Origin of the sequence: Paenibacillus sp. FSL R7-0340 (genome assembly GCF_038002205.1) — a bacterium.
Classification (GTDB): domain Bacteria; phylum Bacillota; class Bacilli; order Paenibacillales; family Paenibacillaceae; genus Paenibacillus; species Paenibacillus polymyxa_B.
In genome coordinates, this window is record NZ_JBBOBY010000001.1 from 1636323 (window position 1) to 1658956 (window position 22634).

The following is a 22634-nucleotide window of genomic DNA, read 5'->3' on the forward strand; positions in this document are numbered from 1 at the left end:
GTTTTCTAAGGTTTTGAGATTTACCTTGAGTAAGGCACAGTAGTGGCACTTAAATGTGAATGGTTTTTGGTTTTGAGAAATTCGGTTATTTTAGAATGAGCTTTATTGGGAAAGGGTTAGTTCAGGATTGAGGGGGAAACGTTGTGAATAGCGAACGCAGCCGATCATTGGAAACTGCGGCGTTGAGCGGGATTGTAGGTAATCTCGCGCTGGCTGTTCTAAAGGGAACCGTCGGTTATGCTGCAAACAGCAAGGCGTTGTTGGGGGATGCACTGCACACGGCTGCGGATAGTGCTTCCCGTTTGCAGGAGCTTCTGTTTTCCAAGGGTGCTACAGGGCACGGAATGCTGGCACGGTTGCGGAACGGTGAAAAGGTTCGGACGGTCATATCTGTGGTGCTGGCTATTTTAGTGCTGATGAGCGGTCTTCAGCTAGCTATCTCGGCGGTTCGTTCATTAAGCAGTTCGGAACCGCAGGCTCCCGGTCTGTATGCATTAATTACCGTATTTATTGCGTTGGTGTTGAGAGAAGCGCTATTTCAGTTTCAATATCGCTACTCGATTAAACATGGTCATAAAGCGGAAGCAGATCGGTACGCTAACCATGAACGTTACTCGCTGTATGCATCGTTGATTGCATTGATCGGCATGATTGGTGCAATGACTGGCGAAGCAATGGAATGGCCTGCATTATTATATCTTGATCCAACCGCAGCTTTGCTGGTAGCCTGTCTGGTGCTGCGTAAAGGATATTTGATGGTAATGAATACCGCTTACCAGGTTCCTGCACAGCCCTTGCAGGAGGAAGACTCCCGACGCTTTATGGAGACGATTCAACGGGTGTATGGTATTGTAACGGTTGAACACTTACATGCCCAGGAAACAGGCCATTTCATAACAGTGGATGTAACGATAAGTGTGAACCCGCGGATTACGGTACAGGAAGCGCAGGAAATTGCCGATCGAGCAAAAAATTTACTGTTAGCCCGTTTTCCACAGGTGACCCATGTACAAATGCAGTTCATTTCTTATCAAGCCGGATATCCTTACAAATCCAATCATGAACTGCCAGATAATGATGTGTCGTCGTTGCTTCAATAGGGCAGACGACTATGAAAGAAAGGTGAATAGGATTGCTTCATTCGCAGTACAGATGGAAGACCCCAGAGGCTAACCTGGAAGCGGCTCAGCTGTTGACAGAAGAACTGGGGATTTCACCATTGTTGTCCCGGCTTTTAGTGAACCGGGGCGTCACTACCGCCGGGGAAGCAAACCGCTTTTTGTACGGAAGTGTGGACGATGTACACGACCCTTTTCTGCTTCTTGGTATGAAAGAAGCCGTGCCGAGAATTCGCCAGGCTCTGGAACGTGGCGAGCATATATTAATCTATGGCGATTATGATGCGGACGGCGTATCCAGTACATCATTGATGATTCAGCTCATGCGTTTTCTGAAGGCTTCTTATGATATTTATATTCCCCATCGTTCTAATGAGGGATATGGTCTGCATAACCATGCCCTTGATTGGGCTCATCAGCAGGGAGTTACGCTGGTCATTACGGTAGATACGGGAATTAGTGCAGTAGAGCAAATTATTTATGCAACTTCCTTGGGGATAGATGTTATTGTGACGGATCATCATGAGCCGCCTGCTGTACTTCCCGAGGCATATACTTTGATTAATCCGAAGCTACCCGGTTGCCCATACCCATTTAAAGGTCTTGCAGGTGTTGGTGTTGCCCTGAAGCTCGCCCAGGCGCTGTTGGGTGAGGTGCCGGAGGAATGGTTTGAAATCGCCGCTATCGGCACGGTAGCCGATCTGATGCCACTACATGGTGAAAATCGGACGATGGTACGCAGAGGGATTCAATCCATGAGAAACTCTGCATTTCCGGGTATTCGTGCGTTGCTCCATGTAGCGGGCGTGGATATATCTACAGTGACTTCAGTCAACATCGCATTTGCATTGGCTCCGCGGATTAATGCCAGCGGGCGTCTGGATCATGCGGGACGAGCAGTTTCTCTGCTGACGACAGAAAAAGAGGAAGAAGCAGATCAACTTGCGCATGCGCTGGACCTGCTCAATCGTGAGCGTCAACAGGTGGTCGAACGTATTGTGGAGCAAGCCGAGCAACAATTGGCATCCAAACTGAATCGAGGCAAGCTGCCGTCAGTTATTGTGTTGGCTGGTGAAGGCTGGAATGTCGGTGTTGTCGGAATTGTGGCATCCAAGCTATTGGATCGTTATTATCGACCGACCATTATTCTTGGTATAGATGCTGAGACAGGCATGTGCAAAGGTTCTGCCCGTTCTATTCCTGCATTGGATATTTACAGTGCTCTTACGGACAGCCATGAGCTTATGGAGCATTTTGGGGGTCATCCTTCGGCTGCGGGTATGACGCTGTCCCGTGACAATCTGGAATTGTTTGAAGAGCAGCTGAACCGCTATGCGGGTTCCATTCTGACACCAGAAGATCTCATTCCTGTAGCTGAAGCTGATATGGTCTGTCGTTTGGACGAGGTATCTTTGCAAGTGGTTGAAGAACTGGAGTTGCTTCAGCCTTTTGGTATGGGGAATCCTTCTCCACGATTCGTATTACAGGGACTGCAATTGCGTGAAGCTCGTAAAATGGGACGTGAGAAAAATCATGTGAAGCTCTTGCTGGAGCAGAACGGTTTATCGCTGGACGCGATTGCCTTCCGTCGTGGCGATTTGGCTGATTTTTTACAGCAACAAACGGAGATAGATCTGCTGGGTGAATTGTCAATTAACGAATGGAACGGTAAAAGGTCTCTCCAGCTAATGATGCAGGACATTCGAGTGCAGGAGCCGCAAATTTTTGATTATCGTGGAGTGTCGGACCCTTTTGCCGAATTAGAGCGGGGACTCAAGATCTTTCATCCACGCATAGAGGAAAGAAAGAAAGACGTTGCGGTGTTGATCCACCCGTCATCTAGGCTTCGTCCCTCGGGCTCCGTGGATGCTGAATCCTTATGGTTGTACGATAAAGATGGCAGCGTTATTCCCAGTGATGGTCAAAGAGATGCACAGCACTCTGTAAAGTCGCTGTTCGTACTAGAGCCGCCGGATACACCGGATCAGTTTCAGGCATTATGGTCTACCTTTGAGAATGTAGAGAACGTATTTCTCCTTCATTCGGTCAGTGAGCGTGGCGGTCGACTCGTAAGCCCCGACAGAGAGCTGTTCAAGCGTATTTACGTTGTGCTTTCCCGAATGGGGACACAGCCTATTGATGAAAAGGCAATGCTGCCTGCTCTTAGCCGACAGTGTTCCTGTTCAGTACGCATGTTATCCAAAGTGTTGGACATCTTCGAAGAACTTGAGTTTATGACGCGTACAGATGGTCAATTCTGTTTTGTATCCAATCCGCCTAAGCGGGATTTAACAGCTTCTCCACGCTATCAGGAATTGTATAATATGGCTGAGATGGAGAAGTACTTGTTGGATGCGGACACTACCCAGATGACGAGCTGGATTATGTCGCTTATGAAGGGTGCGTCTTGAGATACTATTTCGCAATTTATGTTGTAAAATGTATATACTAATTTGAAGTTTACAGTAGGAGGAACTAAGTTGGACTACAAAGAATATATTCGGGTGATTTCCGATTTTCCACAACCAGGGATTAGTTTTAAGGACATTACGACCCTGATGAAAAATGGTGAACTGTATCGCAAGGCTATCAACGATATGAAGGAACTGGTATCGGATTTGAAAATTGATTTGATTGCAGGGCCAGAAGCACGTGGGTTCGTTGTTGGTGCTCCTTTGGCTTATGCGCTTGGTGTTGGTTTTATTCCCATCCGTAAAAGTGGCAAGCTCCCTGGGGAAACCATTGAGGAAGCATACGGTTTGGAGTATGGTAAAGATACGCTGGCGATGCATAAGGATGCTATAGAGCCAGGCCAAAATGTTTTGATTGCTGATGACCTGCTTGCTACAGGTGGAACTATTGCTACATCCGTGAACTTGGTACGCCAGCTTGGTGGTAATGTGGCAGGGGCTGCTTTTCTTATCGAGCTGTCTGACTTAAACGGTCGGGCGAAACTGCCTGATGTAGATGTATTCACCCTGATTACGTATTAAGTATTTCGAAACCCGGGTTTCCCGGGAAATAATTATGTGCGGATCGCCTAAATAGTCCGATGGAACATCTCTTTATCTAAAGAGTTGCTCCATCGGACTATTTTGTTTCTTTGTTGGAAAATAGGTATGAAAAAATTTCGTAAATGTCTATGAACAATAAAAAAAGGAGCAGAGGTGGTCATAAGGAGCATAGTGGTCATACTGATTTCAATCAGTTTTTGTTTTATTTTTTGCTAAGCAGAAGCTAGATACGGAAATAAGTCAAAAATGCTGCTCGTTGCTTATCTAGGGTTAAAGCAGTTATTGCAACTGACTTGGATGGGGTGCTCTGAAGATGGATGAAGGAGTATCTATTTTAAAAAGGCCGTGCATAAAAAAACGCCGACACCATGGGAGACGGATCCTTACACGCTTATCTTAACAGCTCAAGCGTATTGATCCGTGACTCATGGAGCAGCGTTTTAAAGTTTAAAAACAGATATCAATCTGGTGTTTTCTCGGTTAAAGGTTCCTGCGATTTATCGTTGGACCAGCCGAGCACGTCAATCAGCTTGAAGAACAAGCTGAGGATGATGCCGATGATTGTAGCCAATGCCATACCTTTCAAGGTTACAGCGCCCCAAGTGAGCGTAGTACCGCTGATTCCTACAACAAGCACGATGGTCGCAAGCAGCATGTTGGTTGGCTTGGCGAAATCAACCTTTTGCTCAACGAAGATTCTTAGACCGGAGGCAGCGATGACACCGAATAATAGTAAGGATACGCCACCCATAACTGGAGCTGGAATATTAGAAACAATCGCTGAGAACGTGCCTGAGAAGGACAATAGGATGGCAATGACAGCCGCTCCGCCAATGACCCATACAGAGTACACTTTAGTTAATGCCATGACACCAATATTTTCACCATAAGTCGTATTAGGTGTAGAACCAACAAAACCGGAAATGACGGTGGAAATACCGTTACCCAGCAGAGAGCGATGGAGACCAGGATCTTTGGACAACTCGCGCCCGACAATGTTGCTAGTCACAAGTAAGTGACCAATATGCTCTACGATGACGACCAGAGCAACAGGAAGAATCGTCAGCATAGCAGAGGTATTAAAAACTGGAGTGGTAATTGCAGGATGTCCGAAAAAAGGAGCGTCTGCAATGGCCTGTGTATTGACCATGCCCATAAAATAAGCAAGCACATAGCCCACTACGATACCGATCAGAATATGAATGATTTTGGCAAACCCGCGAAACAACACCGCACCGAGAACAGTGACCCCGAGTGTAACGAGCGAAAGAGTAATCGTTTTGGGATCTGGAGTCCAGGCTTTAGTAGGATCGGCATTGATAATGCCTGCCATGCCTGCTGCAACCGGAACCAGTTCTAGACCGATTAAGGCTACGATGGAGCCCATAACAGCTGGAGGAAAAACGACGTCCAGCCAACGGGTTCCGGCATATTTGATCACCAGTGCGACGAGGCAGAAAATAATACCTGTAACGATGAAAGCACCGAGGGCCATAGCATAGCCGTTGCCGCCGGGATTGTTTTTAAGCACAAGACTGACGGGAGCGATAAAAGCGAAGCTAGAGCCGAGATAGGCGGGAATTTTGCCGCGGCAGATCCATATGTACAACAATGTGCCAATACCGTTCATTAGCAAAATCATGCCGGGATCGACGCCGAAAATATTCGGCACCAGCACAGTGCTGCCAAACATGGCAAACAAATGCTGTACGCTGAGCAGGAACCCGGGTCCTGCCGGTAGCTTTTCATTAACTTGAATTTCGCGTTGCAACGCAGTTCACTCCTTAGTTCTTTCAATTATTCTTATATACATTAATTACTTTTCGTAATTTTTTCAATATAATTCGTTTCATTTCGTCAACAATCCTCATTTTACTTATCCATGTGTGACAGAATAATGCGACAATGCCAAACCTGTAATAGTTGACGTGCGACGTGCTAACCGTCATAATTGTAGGAAATCACTTTTAAAAGGGAACCTTTGCGCGACATTGATCGGCGGGTTCCATTTTGCATAGAAAGGACACGGAATAGAGCAGAATGGGGATAGAGCAATTACTTAAAAAGGCCGGGGCCTATACCAGAGAAGCAGATCTTATCCGCATCAGGGACGCCTATGATTTTGCCGAGCAGGCCCATTCCGGCCAGACTCGTAAGTCCGGTGAACCTTATATTCTGCATCCGCTTGCGGTTGCTGATATCGTCGTTAATATGCAGATGGATACCATCTCCATTATCGCCGCTCTTTTACATGACGTTGTGGAGGATACGACGGTGTCTTTGGCGCAGATTCGCGAGCATTTTGGCGATACATGTGCGATGCTTGTCGATGGTCTGACGAAGCTGGAGCGTATCCAGTTCCGTTCCAAGGAAGAACAACAGAACGAAAATTATCGAAAAATGTTTATTGCTATGGCGCAGGACATTCGTGTCATCGTCATTAAGTTAGCAGATCGTCTGCATAACATGCGTACTTTGAAATATCAGTCAGAGGAAAGCCAGCGTCGGATTGCTTATGAAACGTTAGAGATTTTCTGTCCGGTTGCAAACCGACTGGGTATTTCAGCCATTAAATGGGAAATGGAAGATATTGCTCTACGCTATCTGAATCCTCAGCAGTATTATCGCATCGCTAATTTGATGCATAAGAAGCGGGCCGAGCGGGAGCAGTTTATTGATAATGTCATACAGCGTATCAGAGAGAAGCTGGAAGAGATGGGCATTCAGGCTGATCTGTCCGGACGCCCTAAACATATTTACAGTGTGTTTAAAAAAATGACGACGAAGAACAAGCAATTCAATGAGATATATGATTTGCTGGCGATTCGAATTATTGTGGATAACATTAAAGACTGTTACGCCACACTGGGGATTATCCATACGTTGTGGAAGCCAATGCCGGGGCGGTTTAAGGATTATATCGCTATGCCTAAGGCCAATATGTATCAGTCCCTTCATACGACAGTAGTAGGTCCCAACGGGGAGCCTACCGAGGTACAAATTCGCACAGTGGATATGCACCGTACTGCTGAATTCGGGATTGCGGCCCATTGGGCCTATAAAGAAGGCAACGGAGCAAACAACACTAACTTTGAGGATAAAATCACCTTTTTTCGAGAAATCCTGGAGCTGCAAAATGAGGCGAAGGATGCGTCGGAATTTGTGGAATCGCTCAAAATGGACTTTTTCTCAGACCTTGTGTTTGTGTTTACTCCTAAGGGAGAGGTCATTGAGTTGCCGGCCGGATCCGTTCCGCTGGACTTTGCTTTCCGTATTCATACCGAAGTTGGCAATCGAACGATTGGCTCTAAGGTAAATGGAAGAATCGTACCTTTGGATTATCGACTTAAAACCGGTGATATTGTCGAAATTATGACGTCCAAGCATTCTTATGGACCTAGTCAGGACTGGCTCAAAATTGCTCAGTCCTCTCACGCGCGCAGTAAAATCAAACAATGGTTCAAGAAAGAAAAGCGTGAGGAGAATGTTGAAAAAGGCCGCGAAAATCTGGAACGTGAGCTAAGAAAACGTGATATCGAGCCATCGGTGTGGATGAGCGACGACAAGCTTCAGGAAGTGGCACAGAAGTTCTCTTTTAACGATTCCGAAGATATGCTGTCTGCGATTGGCTTTGGTGGTATAACCGCAGCGCAGGTCTGTACACGTTTGACAGAGAAGCTGCGTAAGGAACAAGAAGAGGCACGGTTGATCGAATTGACGACCGAGGTCAAGGAGTACAAGCCGCAGGGCGAACGGAAAAAAACACCGACCAACGGTGTCAGCGTCAGAGGCGTCGATAATTTGCTCGTTCGTTTTGCACGATGTTGTAATCCCGTACCGGGAGATGACATCATCGGCTATGTAACACGTGGACGCGGCGTATCCGTTCACCGGACGGATTGCCCGAATATTCCTTCGGGTACGGGCGAAGATCAGGCGCGCGTGATTGAAGTGGAGTGGGAAGAAGCAGCGGAAGTCAATTACAGCGTCGATATTGAGATTACGGGGCATGATCGCAACGGTTTGCTGAATGAAGTGCTTCAGGCCATTTCTGAGAACAAAACCAGCTTCTCGGCCGTTACAGGTCGTACAGATAAAAATAAAATGGCGATGATTCACATCACGATTCTCATTCGCAACACGGATCATTTGCATTCTGTTGTCGAACGGATTAAACGGGTGAAGGATGTATACACTGTGCATCGGATTATGCAATAACCTTATTAAGCGTACAGATAGGTTTATAGCCTTTGTAACACATCTTGGGTAGAAAGACCCATAGGCTGCTAAAAGAGCCGTAATACGGCTGTGAGCACCTTTTAAAAGGGAAGGTTAAAGGAGATATCGGATAGGCGATGAAGATCATTATTCAGCGCTGTAAAGACGCTCAGGTGACGGTGAATCAAAAGGTGGTCGGCAAGATTGGAACCGGATTAATGCTGCTGGTTGGTATTGGTCAGGGAGATACAGCAGCCGATGCCGTTTATTTGGCGGATAAAACAGCGGGATTACGTATATTTGAGGATGCTGAAGGTAAAATGAATGACAGCGTTCTGGATGTCGGTGGAGCCATTTTGTCTGTCTCTCAATTTACGTTGTATGGTGACTGCCGTAAAGGAAGAAGGCCTAACTTTATGGGGGCGGCCAAACCAGAGGAAGCGGAGAAGCTGTATGATTTCTTCAACAGTCAGCTTCGAGCCAAGGGCCTGGAGGTAGAAACGGGAATTTTTGGGGCTATGATGGATGTTTCATTGACGAACTGGGGCCCAGTGACACTGATTTTGGATACCGAACGTTCGTAACTATGCATTCATGGCGTGATCTGAGTAGAATAAAATAGCTGTTCAGAGGGACCATAATGTCATCCTGATTGGTGATTAGCCAGGCGGATAGCCTAAGGGTGACAGGAGAGACGAAGCTATGCGTCAAACCCCAAAAATGGACGGGCATCGAAGCACTGTGCTGCTTTTTCCCGGTAGTATGCAGGAGGCAATCAGCCTTACTCGTAATGCTGATACGTTATTGCAGCATGTTGCAACAGCCATCGACAAGCCGGGACGCGGTGCTTTGCCGCGCAGGTAACATCGGGTTAAATGGAGCGTTAATGAGGTTCTACCCGAAAGCAGCACAAAGAGGTCAAAAACAAAATATGTAGCATTGAATTAGTGCAGGAGCCGAAAGGCTCCTTTTTCTTTTCCACCGCTGCGAATTGTTATAAAAACTGATCAAGCGGGTAATAACAAAGCGTGATAGACAAACAAACTTAATTTTAAACTTGTTTTGAGGATAACCGGAAAGGAGATCTGAACATTAATGAGTAAAATTGCATTTTTATTGGCTGACCAATTTGAAGATTCCGAAATGAAGGTACCTTATGATGAATTAAAAAAGGCTGGACATGAGGCAGATATTGTTGGGCTGAAGCAAGGTGAAAAAGTGAGCGGTAAGCAAGGTAAAGCAAGCTACACTATTGAAAAAGCCATTGCAGATGTGAAATCAAGTGACTATGATGCAGTTGTTATTCCCGGCGGATCCTCCCCGGAAAATCTACGACTAGATGCAAATGTTCTGAAATTTGTGACTGAAATTAATGAGTCCAAAAAAACGATAGGCGCTATCTGTCACGGACCACAAATTTTGGCGAGTGCTGATTTGTTACAAGGCCGGACGATTACAGCTTATCCTCCATTGAAAGATGACTTGATTAATGCGGGTGCTCATTTTGAGGATCGAGAGGCGGTTGTGGATGGTAACTTTATTACGTCTCGGACCCCTAAGGATGAGCTTGCCTTTGTGCGTGAGTTATTAAAAGTATTGTAAGCTGAACGCGAATATTTCTTTAGATTAATGCCAGTACAATTCCCAAACGAGGAGGATTTGATATGGCAAAACAGATTCAGGCTTATTTTCGCACAGAAGATGAAGCTGAGGGTGCCAGAGCTTCGCTTCAAGCTTATAGAACCGAACATTTGGAAGTAGGTGCTTTGGGTGATACGCTCGGCCGGGAGACGAGAGTTTTAATTCCGCTGGTCCCCTATAACAATACAGGCTCTGTGAGCACAGGAGGCTCTGCGGGTGCGGCAATCCCTGCGGCGGGTGCTTATGGCGAGAATATTCTACCAGATGCGAAGGATGACCAGATTAACTCTGGCTCAGCCCAAAGGGATCTGGATGAAGATCGGAACGGAACAACGAATCATGATGGAGGGTTGCTCCGTGCGACAGATGTGTATATTAACGGTGATCAAGATGAATTGCGGTATGTATTATCAGCAAAGGTGAATGACGCCGATTATGATGAGGTCATTTATAAGCTACGTTCCAATCGTGGATATGTATCGCAGTTGGATTAAAGCTGAGAGCGCGCCACAAGATTGTCGATACTTGAGGGATTTAGCCGCAAAAGAGTGACTGTAATACAATTGTAATATTCAAAACATCATTCCTTAATATTCGTTGTTTATAATAACAGCATGACCCCCTTTTGATATATCTTTTTGAACCTGCGGACCGTTTCCGCAGGTTATTTTCTTTTTATAAGCCTTATTTGTCCGATTATAGGGAGAATGTCTTGACTTTGTCGAAGCGGTTCATTAAAATCATAAAATAATGAAAAATGATTTGATGACGGGACCAAGTACTCCGAACCCACAAGCGCAGAGAGGAATTTCCAGGCTGTAAAAATTCCCTTGATGAGCGGATGAATGACCTCCCCGAGAACAGGCGGCGAACAATTGAGGAAACCCTACTGAAAGTGCATTGCAACTGTGCCTACAGTGGATGGTCCTGCATAATAGCCGTACTGCGCGTTACGGGCGTTATACGTATGAGCGGAGTCAGCATAATGCTGACGGGCAATGAGTGATTCTTATGCTGGTTGTCTGGGCAAACTCCGGAATGTGGGTGGTACCACGGGTGATTGTAAACGACAATCCCTCGTCCCTGTTAATGTTAACAGGACGAGGGATTTTTTGTTTTATATTGAAAGTGGAGCAAGAAGAAAGTGCACAATACGAAATACAACGATGGGGGGATACGTTAATGGCCTTTCAAAAACCGACAGGAACACAGGATTTGCTGCCGGGCAGTGTAGAAAAGTGGCAAGTTGTCGAGGAAAAAGCCCGTGAGATTAGCCGCCGCTTTAATTACCGAGAGATTCGTACGCCAATGTTCGAACAAACGAATTTGTTCGTTCGAGGTGTGGGTGAAACGACGGATGTGGTGGAAAAAGAAATGTATACTTTTGAGGATAAAGGGAAGCGCAGCATGACTTTGCGTCCGGAAGGAACAGCAGGGGTTGTCCGCTCCTATGTGGAGAACAAACTATACGGGGAGCCGGATGTAACTAAGCTGTATTATATCGGCCCGATGTTCCGGTATGAGCGTCCACAGGCTGGGCGTCAGCGTCAGTTTCACCAATTTGGAATTGAAGCATTTGGTGCGGTCGATCCGGCGTTGGATGCAGAAGTTATTGCTTTCGGGTATCAATTCTGCCGTGAGCTGGGCTTGAAAGGAGTACAGGTGGAGATTAACTCCGTCGGTAATGCAGCCAGCCGGGCAGCTTATCGTCAGCATCTGGTGGACTTCTTGATGCCAATTAAGGATACGTTGACCAAGGAGAGCCAAGCACGCATTGAGCGTAATCCGCTGCGAGTGCTGGATAGCAAAGATGACCAGGACAAATTTGGAGGTGCACCTTCGATTTTGGATAGCTTGGACGAGGAATCTCGCACACACTTTGAGAAAGTGAAGCAAAATTTGGATGCCATGGGCGTGGAATATACAGTTAACCCGCGTTTGGTACGGGGGCTGGATTATTATACGTTGACAGCGTTCGAATTCAAAGCTGAAGGAATTGGTGCCATAGATACGATCGGTGGAGGCGGCCGCTACAACGGATTGGTTGGAGATTTGGGCGGACCGGATCAGCCGGGCATTGGTTTTGGCATTGGACTGGAGCGAATTCAGCTGATCCTGGAACATCAAGGTGTCAAACTGAACGAAGCCAAGCCGTTAGATATCTATATGGTAGCATTGGGAGAAGCAGCAGAAACAGAAGTGACCAAACAACTATTCAAGTTGCGTCAAGCCGGATTTTCCGCGGAGCGAGATTATCTGGGACGTAAAATGAAGGCGCAGATGAAATCAGCCGATCGCTTTAAAGCAAGGTATACTGCGATTCTGGGTGAGGATGAGCTGGTTCAAGGTGAAATCGCACTGAAAAACATGGAAACTGGCGAGCAGCGTACCGTTAAACTGGATCAGCTGGTGGAAGAATTAGGCTAAAGAAAATGGTGTAACATCAATCGGTGGAGCTTCCTCTGGTTGTCATATAGCATTAACTACTAAACATAAACAGGAGTGTGTATTATGAAAAGGAGTCATGAATGCGGCGCATTGACTCATGCGCATATCGGAGAAACAGTTACATTGAACGGTTGGGTACAAACCCGTCGTGATTTGGGGGGCGTACTTTTTATTGACCTGCGCGACCGTAGCGGAATTGTACAAATTGTGTTTAATCCGGCATATTCCGGTGACGCACTGCAAATTGCGGATCGTGTTCGTAGTGAATACGTGCTTGAGGTTACCGGTACTATTGTTAAGCGTGATGCAGAAACGATTAACCCGAACCTGCCAACAGGTGAAATTGAAGTGCGTGTCACTGAAATTGAAGTATTGAATGCGTCCAAAACACCTCCGTTCTTCATTGAAAATGGTGTAGAAGTGGACGAGTCTCTGCGTTTGAAATACCGTTATTTGGACCTGCGTCGTCCGGAAATGTACCAGACGTTGAAACTGCGCTCCAAAGCAGCAAAAATATTCCGTGACTTCCTGGACGGAGAAGAGTTCGTCGAGGTGGAAACACCAATTTTGACGAAAAGCTCCCCAGAGGGCGCACGTGATTATCTGGTACCTAGCCGGGTGCATGAAGGTGAGTTTTTCGCCTTGCCGCAATCGCCACAACTGTACAAGCAATTGCTGATGGTGAGTGGCCTGGAGCGCTACTACCAAATTGCACGTTGTTTCCGTGATGAAGATTTGCGTGCTGACCGTCAGCCTGAATTTACGCAGGTCGACATCGAGACCTCCTTCATGCAACAGGATGACTTGCTGCCAATGATGGAGCGTCTTATGGTGAAATTGTTCAAAGAAACCGTTGGGGTAGAACTGGAAACACCGTTCCAACGGATTACACATGCTGATGCGATGGACAAATACGGCTCGGACAAGCCGGACCTGCGTTTTGGCCTTGAGTTGATTAAAGTCAATGATATCGTGGCAACTAGTGGTGTAAAAGTATTCGCTTCCGTAATTGAAAAGGGTGGCGAAGTAAAAGTCCTCAATGCCAAAGGATGTGGCACTTGGAGTCGTAAGGAGATTGATGACCTGGGTCCTTACGCTGCACGCTATGGAGCTAAAGGCTTGGCTTGGATTCAAGTGAAGGAAGGCGAATTCAAGGGGCCTATCGTTAAATTCTTCACACCGGAAGAAATCGAAGCTTTGAAGGAGCGCACAGGAGCCGAAGAAGGCGATCTGTTACTCTTCTCTGCGGATAATAAAAAGGTAGTTGCTGATGTATTGGGCGCACTTCGTCTGAAAATTGGCCGTCATTTGGGACTGATCGACGATAACAAATTCAAATTTGCCTGGGTTGTAGACTTCCCGCTTCTCGGCTATGACGAAGAACAAAAACGTTATGTGGCGGAACACCATCCGTTCACCCGTCCGAAGGACGAAGACCTTGGCCTCTTGGATACCGATCCAGGTCAAGTTCGTGCTCAAGCCTATGACATCGTACTGAACGGCTACGAAGTGGGCGGCGGCTCGATGCGGATTTACAAACGTGATGTTCAGGAGAAAATGTTCAAAGCTCTCAACCTGGCGCCGGAAGAAGTTACTGATAAATTCGGCTATCTGTTGGATGCGTTCGAATATGGTACGCCTCCACATGGTGGTATTGCCTTCGGTTTTGACCGCCTCGTGATGTTGCTTGCAGGTCGTACAAACCTGCGTGAAACGATTGCATTCCCGAAAACAGCTAGTGCGACAGACCTGCTTATGGATGCACCAGCCGAAGTAGATCAAGCTCAATTGGAACAGCTTCATATCCGTATTGCTCCGAAGCCTGTTGCTCCTAAAGCTTAAGACGTTTGCAAGTGCCATCCATTGGCATGAGATAGCTTATAGAATGCCATGAACCCGTTACCCTCATATGGATAATGGGTTCGTGGTTTGTATGCTGGAGTTCAGGCATAGAGTTTAAATCAGTGAGGGAGGATATACCATATTGTTGCATCAATTTTCACGAACGGAATTGGCCATCGGAACTGAAGGTCTAGAGGTTATGAAAAATAGCACGGTGGCCGTGCTGGGTATCGGCGGTGTCGGTTCGATTGCAGTGGAAGCGCTGGCGCGCACGGGTGTTGGACGTATCATTTTGATTGATAAAGATGTTGTAGATATCACCAATATTAATCGCCAGATACATGCGTTGACAACGACGGTAGGCCAAAAAAAGGCTGATCTGATGGTAGAGCGTGTGAAGCTGATTAATCCTGAATGTGAAGCGATTGCACTGAACATGTTTTATACGGAAGAAACATATGAGGAGCTGTTCAAGTACGAACTGGATTATGTGCTGGATGCTTCGGATACGATTATTTACAAAATTCATTTGATTAAGGAATGCCTGAAACGGGGGATTCCGATGATCTCCAGTATGGGGGCTGCGAACAAAATGGATCCGAGTCGTTTTCAAGTTGCAGATATTTCCCAGACGAGAATGGACCCGATTGCCCGTGTCATCCGCACCAAGTTGCGCAAGGAAGGTATTACCAAAGGCGTCAAGGTTGTATTCTCCGATGAAGAACCAATGAAGCCACGTGAAGAAATTACAAAAAAAATTGTACCTGCAAACGCACCTGAAATCCGGAAGGCGAAGCAGCCGCCTGCAAGCAATGCATTTGTACCTCCGGTAGCAGGACTGATCATGGTTAGTGTAGCCGTGAAGGATTTGTTAGAACATGCTGGTGTGTAAGTTGCAAAAATAGCATGGCAGTGCATTCGTAGATTTACATCAGTATGTATTCACTTTAAGACCTGTAGTTCTGTGCATCACATCCTTTGTGTCACAGTTGCTACAGCTCTTTTTTGTTTTGAAAAAGCGCAGCTTACTGCAAACAGATTGAACAACTTGCTGGAGGGTTTTGGTATGAAGGATGGACTGTGGTCCAGAAGTCTCGGTTTCAAGCCCGAGCATCATTGGAAAAAGGAATTAGCCGCTGGGGCCATTTCTTATTTTTCCGTTGTATACATTGTTATGGTTAATGCAACTATTTTGGCAGATGCCGGGATTCCTCTCCAAGGGGCGATGCTCGGGACACTGCTGACATCAATGATTGGCTGCCTGCTTATGGCTTTTGGTGGGAAATCTCCAATGGTCGTTGTACCAGGTATGGGGATTAATGCCTTTTTCACTTATACGCTCGTACATTCTATGAAGCTGAGTTGGCAGGAAGCGTTGATGGTGGTTGCCATCACAGGGATCTTATTCGCCATTGTGGCCTTTACATCATTGTACAAGCTGATTAGCCAAGCGATTCCCCATAATTTGCAGCACGGAATTACGGTAGGCATTGGTTTGTTTTTAACCTTTATCGGATTGCAAAAAAGCGGCATCGTGATTGCTCATCAGACGACTTTTGTGGCTATTGGCCATTTTAATGATCCCAAGGTAATTACGGCTTGTGTAACGTTGCTGCTCGCTATTGTATTGTTTGTGCGTAACGTTCAGGGAGGTTTACTAATTAGCATTTTGGCGGGAACTGGGCTTGCTTATATACTGGGAGCTGTAGAGCCTACAAGCACGGTACGAACCTCTGAAACGGTGCGACAGTATGGGCAATTGTTTGGAGAGCTTTCCTTTTCAGGCATTGTCTCGGTAGCTTTTTGGATCGCTGTCTTTTTGCTCCTACTCATTGTACTATTCGAGAATATTGGTATGATTACTGCACAAACCAACATGATCGGAAGACCAGATTTATTTAAAAACAGCTTGCGTGTGTTGGCTGTAACCAATATCTTTGCCGGTATTTTGGGCAGCAGTCCGGCGGTAGCCGCTGCGGAATCGACGGCTGGTATTGCAGCGGGGGGACGCTCGGGAATGACACCGCTGGTAACTGCTATTTTATTCGGGGCGACGTTTTTCTTTATTCCACTGTTGGCTTATATTCCTGACAGTGCCATTGCGCCCGTGTTGATCATCATTGGGGGTCTAATGGTGCAAAATGTGCGAGAGATGGATTTCAGTGATTTTACTGAAGCGTTTCCTGCATTTCTGATCATGGTAATGATGCCCTTTACTTACAGTATTGTAGACGGTATGGCATTTGGTTTTATTGCATACCCCGTAGCCAAGCTGGCAGCAGGACGGGGCAAGGAAGTGCCTGTCGCATTATATATCATTTCTGTACTATTTGTGGCTAACTTTGTGCTTCATTCTCTGGTGTAGTAAACTCGAAGATAGATTGTACTGTTCATACCCGCGCAGAGCGCGGGTGTTGTTGTTTGAACAAGAATGGTCAGACAGGAAGCGAGGTTGATGGTATATGGAAAAAGAACATCATATACACCGAGATGAGCAGGAGGGCCGGATGAAGGAAAAGCCGGGTAAAAGACCCGATAAGGCTGGCATGGGGCGGTTTATCAAATTGATTGCGAGTGCGCATCCGCCCAAGGCCATTCTGATCATCGCCCTGATTCTGACGCTGATTCAGACCACTGCTGGTTTAATCGTACCCATGATGACCAAAGGGTTGATTGATGGCTTGACCTTTTCTTCATTAAACCGTATGGTCATTGTTGGTCTGCTTGGCGCTTTTGTGCTTCAAGCGGTGGCTTCGGCGGTTTCTATCTATATGTTGAACTATGCTGGGCATAAGATTGTGGCTAATTTGCGCAAACGCTTATGGCATAAAATCTTATCTCTACCTATCCCTTACTTTGATCGAAATCGGTCAGGAGATACGATGAGTCGCGTCACCAATGATACAAGCCTGATTATGAACTTAATTACGGAGTATCTAGTCAATCTGATTTCTAATGTGATTGCAATTATTGGTGGTATTGCATTGTTATTTTATCTGGATTGGGTGATGACGCTCATTATTATGGCTATTGTTCCGCTAACAGCCCTAATTTTATTTCCTGTAGGCAGAAAAATGTACCGTATCTCCAAAAAACAGCAGGATGAGATGGCAGATCTGACCTCAGTGTTGAGTCAGGTTATCGGCGAAATCAGACTGGTGAAGGCCTACGGAACCGAAAGCAGAGAGGCTCAGGCCGGTGAGGATCGTATTTACCGGATGTTCCGCTTCGGTTTGCAAGAGTCACGCATCCTAGCCCTTGTAGGTCCCATTTCTACCTTCTTGTTGACTGCAGTGCTGGTCATTATATTGGGTGTTGGTGGTGTTCGTGTCGCATCGGGTGTGCTGACCGCTGGGGATTTGGTGGCTTTTATTTTGCTGCTGTTTCAGGTGATCACACCGATGGCACAATTCACGACCCTGTATTCACGACTACAAAAGGTGGTTGGGGCTACTGAACGGATTCAGACGATTTTAGATCATGAAGAGGAACCGCTCGAGTTGAAGCAGGAAGCGGCAAAAGAGAGCAGAGATATTATACTTCGTGATGTTGCCTTTTCCTATACTGAAGGTGAAGAGGTCCTTCATAATGCGAACTTGGTCATCCCGGCTAACCGGACGACAGCATTCGTGGGACCGAGTGGAAGTGGGAAGTCCACCTTGTTTTCATTGTTGGAACGCTTTTATGTGCCGGATACAGGGGAAATTCGTTATGGAGACGAACCGATATCGTCATATACACTTTCCTCCTGGCGCTCCAAAATTGGTTATGTATCGCAGGAAAGCTCAATGATGACCGGAACGGTCAGAGATAACATTACATATGGCTTGGGGCGCGAAGCTGACTTGGAAGAAGTGAGACGAGCAGCCACGATGGCGTATGCGGATACATTTATTATGGATCTACCTCAAGGCTACAACACTGAGGTGGGAGAACGGGGAATGAAGCTGTCTGGAGGGCAGCGTCAACGGATCGCTATTGCGCGTGCGCTTCTTCGTAGCCCTGACATTCTCATGCTGGATGAGGCTACATCTAGTCTGGACAGCTCATCTGAGCATGAGGTACAGAAGGCCCTAGCGAACTTGATGGAGGGACGCACGACGATTGTCATTGCTCATCGTTTGTCTACAGTGGTTCACTCCGATCAGATTATCGTGTTGGACAAGGGCAAGGTGACCGGTGCAGGAACTCATGCTGAGTTATTAGAGTCCCATCAGGTGTACCGTGAGCTGGCTCAAAAGCAGTTTGTGGAGATGGGGGAAAGAAGTATGGAGTATTAGAGGCCGCTTCGCGTGTGATTTGATCCTCCGATCGCTCCGCTTCTTCGGATTCAAATCACACGCTCCACTGGTGCCGCAAAGCTTCATACTTTTGTAAAAGAATAGGGAAAAAGGCGTATTAGGAAATAAGGTTGGATTTTTATGGTTAAATGTGTTACGCTTACTTTCCTTTTTTTGTGTCGGAGCAAGTGAATGCGATGCAGAAATCGAGACTTGATATTCTTAGGAGGTAACTGAAATGGAGAATGAGTTTCAAAGTGCCTATCAAGAAGAACAGCATAGGCTGTCGCTTGCTATGGAGGAAATTGATCGGAGATTGGAACGGCTTCGCAATACGCCGGTGTACACCGGGCATGATTTTACGGAGCAAGTGCTGGAATCGGCACGGGAGGAAAAACGTCAGGCTTTGGCCAAAAGCTCACAGGAGCCTTATTTTGGTCGTATGGATTTTGACGAGCGTGGCAGAGGGCAGCGGAAGCCACTTTATATCGGTAAAATTGGAGTGGAGCGTGAAGAAACGTCAGCGTATCCGCTGGTGATTGATTGGCGTGCACCGATTGCCAGCTTGTTTTATTCGTTTACAGGTGGTGAAGAAACCGCGTCTTACGAAGCTCCTGAGGGAACCATTGAGGGCTTGGTCTATCTGAAGCGTAATGTTGTCATTCGGAAAAAAATCCTGGAACGGGTAGCCGATACATATAATCGTGAAAGCGACGAGCCTGCCGTTTCTGATGAGTTTCTCGTTTATCGTTTGGGAGAAAACAAGGATAACCGTTTACGGGATATCGTGTCTACCATTCAGGCGGAGCAGGATCAGATCATCCGCGCGGCCAAAAATACAGCCCTCGTTATTCAGGGGGTAGCGGGTAGTGGCAAGACGACGGTAGCGCTGCATCGTCTCGCATTTTTGCTGTATCAATACAAGGATCAGGTATCAGCGGACAAAATGGTAATTTTCGCACCAAACCATATGTTCCTTGACTATATTTCAGATGTACTTCCAGAGCTGGGGGTCGGGAATATTCAGCAAAGTACATTTGCAGACTGGGCACTGGACTTATTGGGTTTGGATTTACCTTTGGCTGATCCTGCCGAAACATTATCTTATTGGTTTGAGAGTGGCAGTCTGAGAAAGGAATCCATGGATGAGGCGCCGGGAAGATTCAAGGGCTCGGTTCACTTTATGGAGTTGCTTCAAGCTTTTGTTGAACGACTGGAGCCCATCTCCGTGCCCGAGGGGGATTTTTCACCATGGGATGGAGCGGTGCTGCCACAAGCTGAGATTTTGAATTGGTTTAATGAGGAATATAAGCCTTATCCGCTCGCGAAGCGGAAGGAGCGTGTGCTGGCAAGAGTGCACCGCTGGATTGAAATGGAACTGAAAAAGTCGCCTTCGGCGGCAGCGCTCAAGGAACGCAAGAAAAAGGCAGGGACACGGGAAAAGGCATATGCTAAAAAATGGCCACAATATGACGCACTGACGCTCTATAAGCAGCTTTTTCAGGCAGCTAAAGGGTTACCCGCAGATACGGCTGCGGAGATGAAGGCTTCTCTGCCGACTGCTATTTTTAAGACCACACAGTCGGACCTGCGAAAACAGATTATCCGTGAAGAAGATCTGACTGCGTTAGTGTATCTTCACGTGCTGATTCATGAGGTAGAGTCATCTCAACGTTTTGACCATGTGGTCATTGATGAAGCGCAGGATTTTTCACCTTTTCATATCGCATTGCTGGATTTGTTCGTGAAAGGGCATTCCTTCACTATACTGGGCGATTTATCGCAGGGCATTCATGAATATCGTGGCGTACATGCGTGGGAGGAAATGAGTTCTCTTTTTGCGCCCGAACATACAGGGTATTTTGCACTTACGCGGAGCTATAGATCAACCTTGGAAATTATAGAATTTGCAAACACGATTTTGGAGCAGGGAGTTCGCGGCGGTATTACGGCAGTTCCGGTATTTCGTAGTGGCGATCCGGTGCGTACGATGTCTTACGACTCATCGGTGCGTGAGCAGAGTTTGCTCACCGCTCTAAAAGAGCTGTCCTCCAAGGAGTATCGTACTGTTTCTGTGCTGACCCGTACCTTAAAAGAGGCTGTGGAGCTACATGAGGTTTTCACAAGCGCGGGGTTGGATGTGAATTTGATTGACGGTGGTAAAAAGCAATATGAAGGCGGATTGTCGGTACTGCCTGTGTACCTATCCAAAGGTCTGGAGTTCGATGCAGTTATTGTGGCGGATGCCGACCATGAGCATTATGGAGAACGGGCATGGGATGCCAAGCTGCTGTATGTAGGATGTACCCGTGCGCTGCATGAGCTGTGGCTATTGCATGATGGCTCACTTCCTAGTTACGTACAGGCACAGACGGAGTAAACAGAAAAGCGTTGTAAAGCATCGCCTGAGTTGTTGTATTCCTTTTTGTTTACTGTTTATCTTAGTGATGGAAATTAGGAAGTCATGTCAGTCGAAGAACAGCGACGAAATTCATCTTTCGTCTAAAGCTGTTCTTTCTTTTTTTGTGGGCGACTGACTTGGAGATCTACAGCTGTGCCGTGACCATGCTATCTGCAACTTGTTAACGGATATGGTAGAATAAGAGGCGGTTTACACTGTATCAGGATTATAGATGACTTGAATTTTCATGATTTTTAACCGTATGAGCGAACATAATATAGTAGGTTTCGAAGAAAAAGAGAAAGTGTTCGTTCATAAACCATAAGGAAGTGAATGAAATGGACTTATTTTCATATTCCCAAGAGTCAACGCCAAGCAATCGGTTGCTTGCGGATCGCTTGCGTCCGACTTCGCTGGATGAATATATTGGACAGGAGCATGTTGTGGGTCCGGGTAAGCTGCTGCGAAGAGCTATAGAGGCAGATCAGGTCTCTTCTATTTTGTTGTACGGACCACCGGGGTGCGGCAAAACAACGCTGGCACATATCATCTCGCAACACACGCAAGGCGATTTTGTACGTCTGAATGCTGTAGAAGCATCTGTGAAAGACGTAAGAGAAGTCATTGACCGTGCACAGACGAATAAATCGATGTATGGCAAAAAAACTATTTTGTTTCTCGACGAGGTACATCGGTTTAACAGTTCACGTCAGGATGCACTGCTGCCTGCGGTGGAAAAGGGCACGATCGTGTTTATTGGCGCCACGACTGAAAATCCCTTTCACTACGTCAACGGCGCTTTAATGAGCCGTTCTACGCTGTTCCAGCTTGAAGCGCTAACGCAGGAGCATTCGCTGGCTGCTATGCGCCGCGCCTTGAGTGATGCGGACAAAGGGCTCGGCTACATGCAGCTTCAGGTAGATGAAGCTGCACTGGCTCACATCGCGTCCATGGCGAACGGTGATATCCGCCGCGCTTTGAACGCGCTAGAACTGGCGGCGCTCACGACGCCTCCGCTGGCAGACGGCACGATTCACGTGACACTGGAAGTCGCAGAGGAATCCATTCGCCGCCCGATTGTCAAAGCAGATGAATCCACGCAGTATGACGTGCTGTCGGCCTTTCACAAAAGCATTCGCGGCTCTAGCGACGCCGCGCTATTCTGGTTCCTGTACGCCGTAGAAAAGCTCGGCATGGACCCGATGACCTTTATCCGCCGCCTCATCGCGGCGAGCAGTGAGGACATTGGCCTGGCGAACCCGCAGGCAATGGTGCAAGCGGTGAGTGCGCTTGAAGCTTATCGCAATAACGGCTGGCCCGAGGCCAAACTGAATATTGCACAGGCCATTTTGTTTGCCGTGGAAAGCCCCAAATCGAATGCCGTATATACAGCGATTTCACGGGCCATGTCGGCTATGGACGATATCAAATCGGCCGAGGTGCCACTCCATTTGCGTGACGCACACTACAAAGGCTCGGAAAAGCTCGGTCATGTTGGCTATCAATATCCACATAATTATCCGAATCATTATGTGAAGCAGCAATATTTGCCCGATTCGATAGCAGACCAAACCTTCTATCAGGCTACTGAGCAGGGGAATGAGTCCAAAATCAGGCAAAACCAGCGGTGGCGGGATTCACAGTCTTAATATATGTGCGACTTCATATACAG

16 protein-coding genes are annotated in these 22634 nt (G+C 46.9%); 15 read left to right on the plus strand and 1 reads right to left on the minus strand.

What is annotated here, in order from left to right; all coding sequences use genetic code 11:
• Positions 1-143: 143 nt before the first annotated feature.
• The 3 genes from MKX59_RS07365 (at position 144) to MKX59_RS07375 (ending at position 4111) form a co-directional block, all read left to right on the plus strand.
• Positions 144-1100 (plus strand): cation diffusion facilitator family transporter, encoded by a 957-nt coding sequence (locus MKX59_RS07365; protein ID WP_023989928.1) that lies wholly within the window; start codon positions 144-146, stop codon positions 1098-1100.
• A 32-nt stretch (positions 1101-1132) separates the two neighbouring features.
• Positions 1133-3529, plus strand: coding sequence for a single-stranded-DNA-specific exonuclease RecJ (gene recJ / locus MKX59_RS07370; protein WP_068941965.1), 2397 nt, complete (start codon positions 1133-1135; stop codon positions 3527-3529).
• A gap of 69 nt (positions 3530-3598) precedes the next feature.
• Positions 3599-4111: an adenine phosphoribosyltransferase gene (locus MKX59_RS07375; protein WP_023989926.1), complete on the plus strand. Its 513-nt coding sequence runs from the start codon at positions 3599-3601 to the stop codon at positions 4109-4111.
• A gap of 481 nt (positions 4112-4592) precedes the next feature.
• Here the strand turns inward: MKX59_RS07375 and uraA are convergent, their stop codons facing one another.
• Entirely contained in the window at positions 4593-5903 is a 1311-nt protein-coding gene (uraA, locus tag MKX59_RS07380) for a uracil permease (RefSeq protein ID WP_061829372.1), read from the minus strand.
• A gap of 269 nt (positions 5904-6172) precedes the next feature.
• Between uraA and MKX59_RS07385 the strand changes: the two genes are divergently transcribed.
• The 12 genes from MKX59_RS07385 to MKX59_RS07440 all read left to right on the plus strand — a co-directional run bounded on the left by MKX59_RS07385 (position 6173) and on the right by MKX59_RS07440 (position 22611).
• Complete coding sequence (locus MKX59_RS07385; protein WP_025720225.1) at positions 6173-8350, plus strand: RelA/SpoT family protein; 2178 nt, start codon at positions 6173-6175, stop codon at positions 8348-8350.
• A gap of 137 nt (positions 8351-8487) precedes the next feature.
• Positions 8488-8934 carry a D-aminoacyl-tRNA deacylase gene (gene dtd, locus MKX59_RS07390; RefSeq protein WP_023989923.1) on the plus strand — a complete coding sequence of 149 codons (447 nt, stop codon included), beginning with the start codon at positions 8488-8490 and terminating at the stop codon, positions 8932-8934.
• Positions 8935-9052: 118 nt separating this feature from the next.
• On the plus strand, positions 9053-9214 hold the full coding sequence (locus MKX59_RS07395) for a hypothetical protein (RefSeq protein ID WP_023989922.1): 162 nt from the start codon (positions 9053-9055) through the stop codon (positions 9212-9214).
• Positions 9215-9445: 231 nt separating this feature from the next.
• The gene (locus MKX59_RS07400; RefSeq protein ID WP_068941967.1) at positions 9446-9952 is read left to right on the plus strand and encodes a type 1 glutamine amidotransferase domain-containing protein; all 507 of its coding nucleotides are present in this window, start codon (positions 9446-9448) and stop codon (positions 9950-9952) included.
• Between the two features lie 62 nt (positions 9953-10014).
• Entirely contained in the window at positions 10015-10485 is a 471-nt protein-coding gene (locus MKX59_RS07405) for a hypothetical protein (protein WP_028542430.1), read from the plus strand.
• Between the two features lie 688 nt (positions 10486-11173).
• Entirely contained in the window at positions 11174-12418 is a 1245-nt protein-coding gene (gene hisS, locus MKX59_RS07410) for a histidine--tRNA ligase (protein ID WP_023989920.1), read from the plus strand.
• Between the two features lie 84 nt (positions 12419-12502).
• A complete protein-coding gene (gene aspS, locus MKX59_RS07415; protein ID WP_068941969.1) occupies positions 12503-14281 on the plus strand; it encodes an aspartate--tRNA ligase in 1779 nt (592 codons plus the stop codon).
• 142 nt (positions 14282-14423) lie between these two features.
• Positions 14424-15173, plus strand: coding sequence for a tRNA threonylcarbamoyladenosine dehydratase (locus tag MKX59_RS07420; protein WP_013311554.1), 750 nt, complete (start codon positions 14424-14426; stop codon positions 15171-15173).
• 174 nt (positions 15174-15347) lie between these two features.
• Entirely contained in the window at positions 15348-16646 is a 1299-nt protein-coding gene (locus MKX59_RS07425) for an NCS2 family permease (protein WP_023989918.1), read from the plus strand.
• 97 nt (positions 16647-16743) lie between these two features.
• The gene (locus MKX59_RS07430; RefSeq protein ID WP_068941973.1) at positions 16744-18561 is read left to right on the plus strand and encodes an ABC transporter ATP-binding protein; all 1818 of its coding nucleotides are present in this window, start codon (positions 16744-16746) and stop codon (positions 18559-18561) included.
• 238 nt (positions 18562-18799) lie between these two features.
• Positions 18800-20941 carry a HelD family protein gene (locus tag MKX59_RS07435; protein ID WP_023989916.1) on the plus strand — a complete coding sequence of 714 codons (2142 nt, stop codon included), beginning with the start codon at positions 18800-18802 and terminating at the stop codon, positions 20939-20941.
• A gap of 359 nt (positions 20942-21300) precedes the next feature.
• Positions 21301-22611, plus strand: a complete 1311-nt coding sequence (locus tag MKX59_RS07440; protein ID WP_023989915.1) for a replication-associated recombination protein A — start codon at positions 21301-21303, stop codon at positions 22609-22611.
• The last annotated feature ends 23 nt before the right edge of the window (positions 22612-22634 follow it).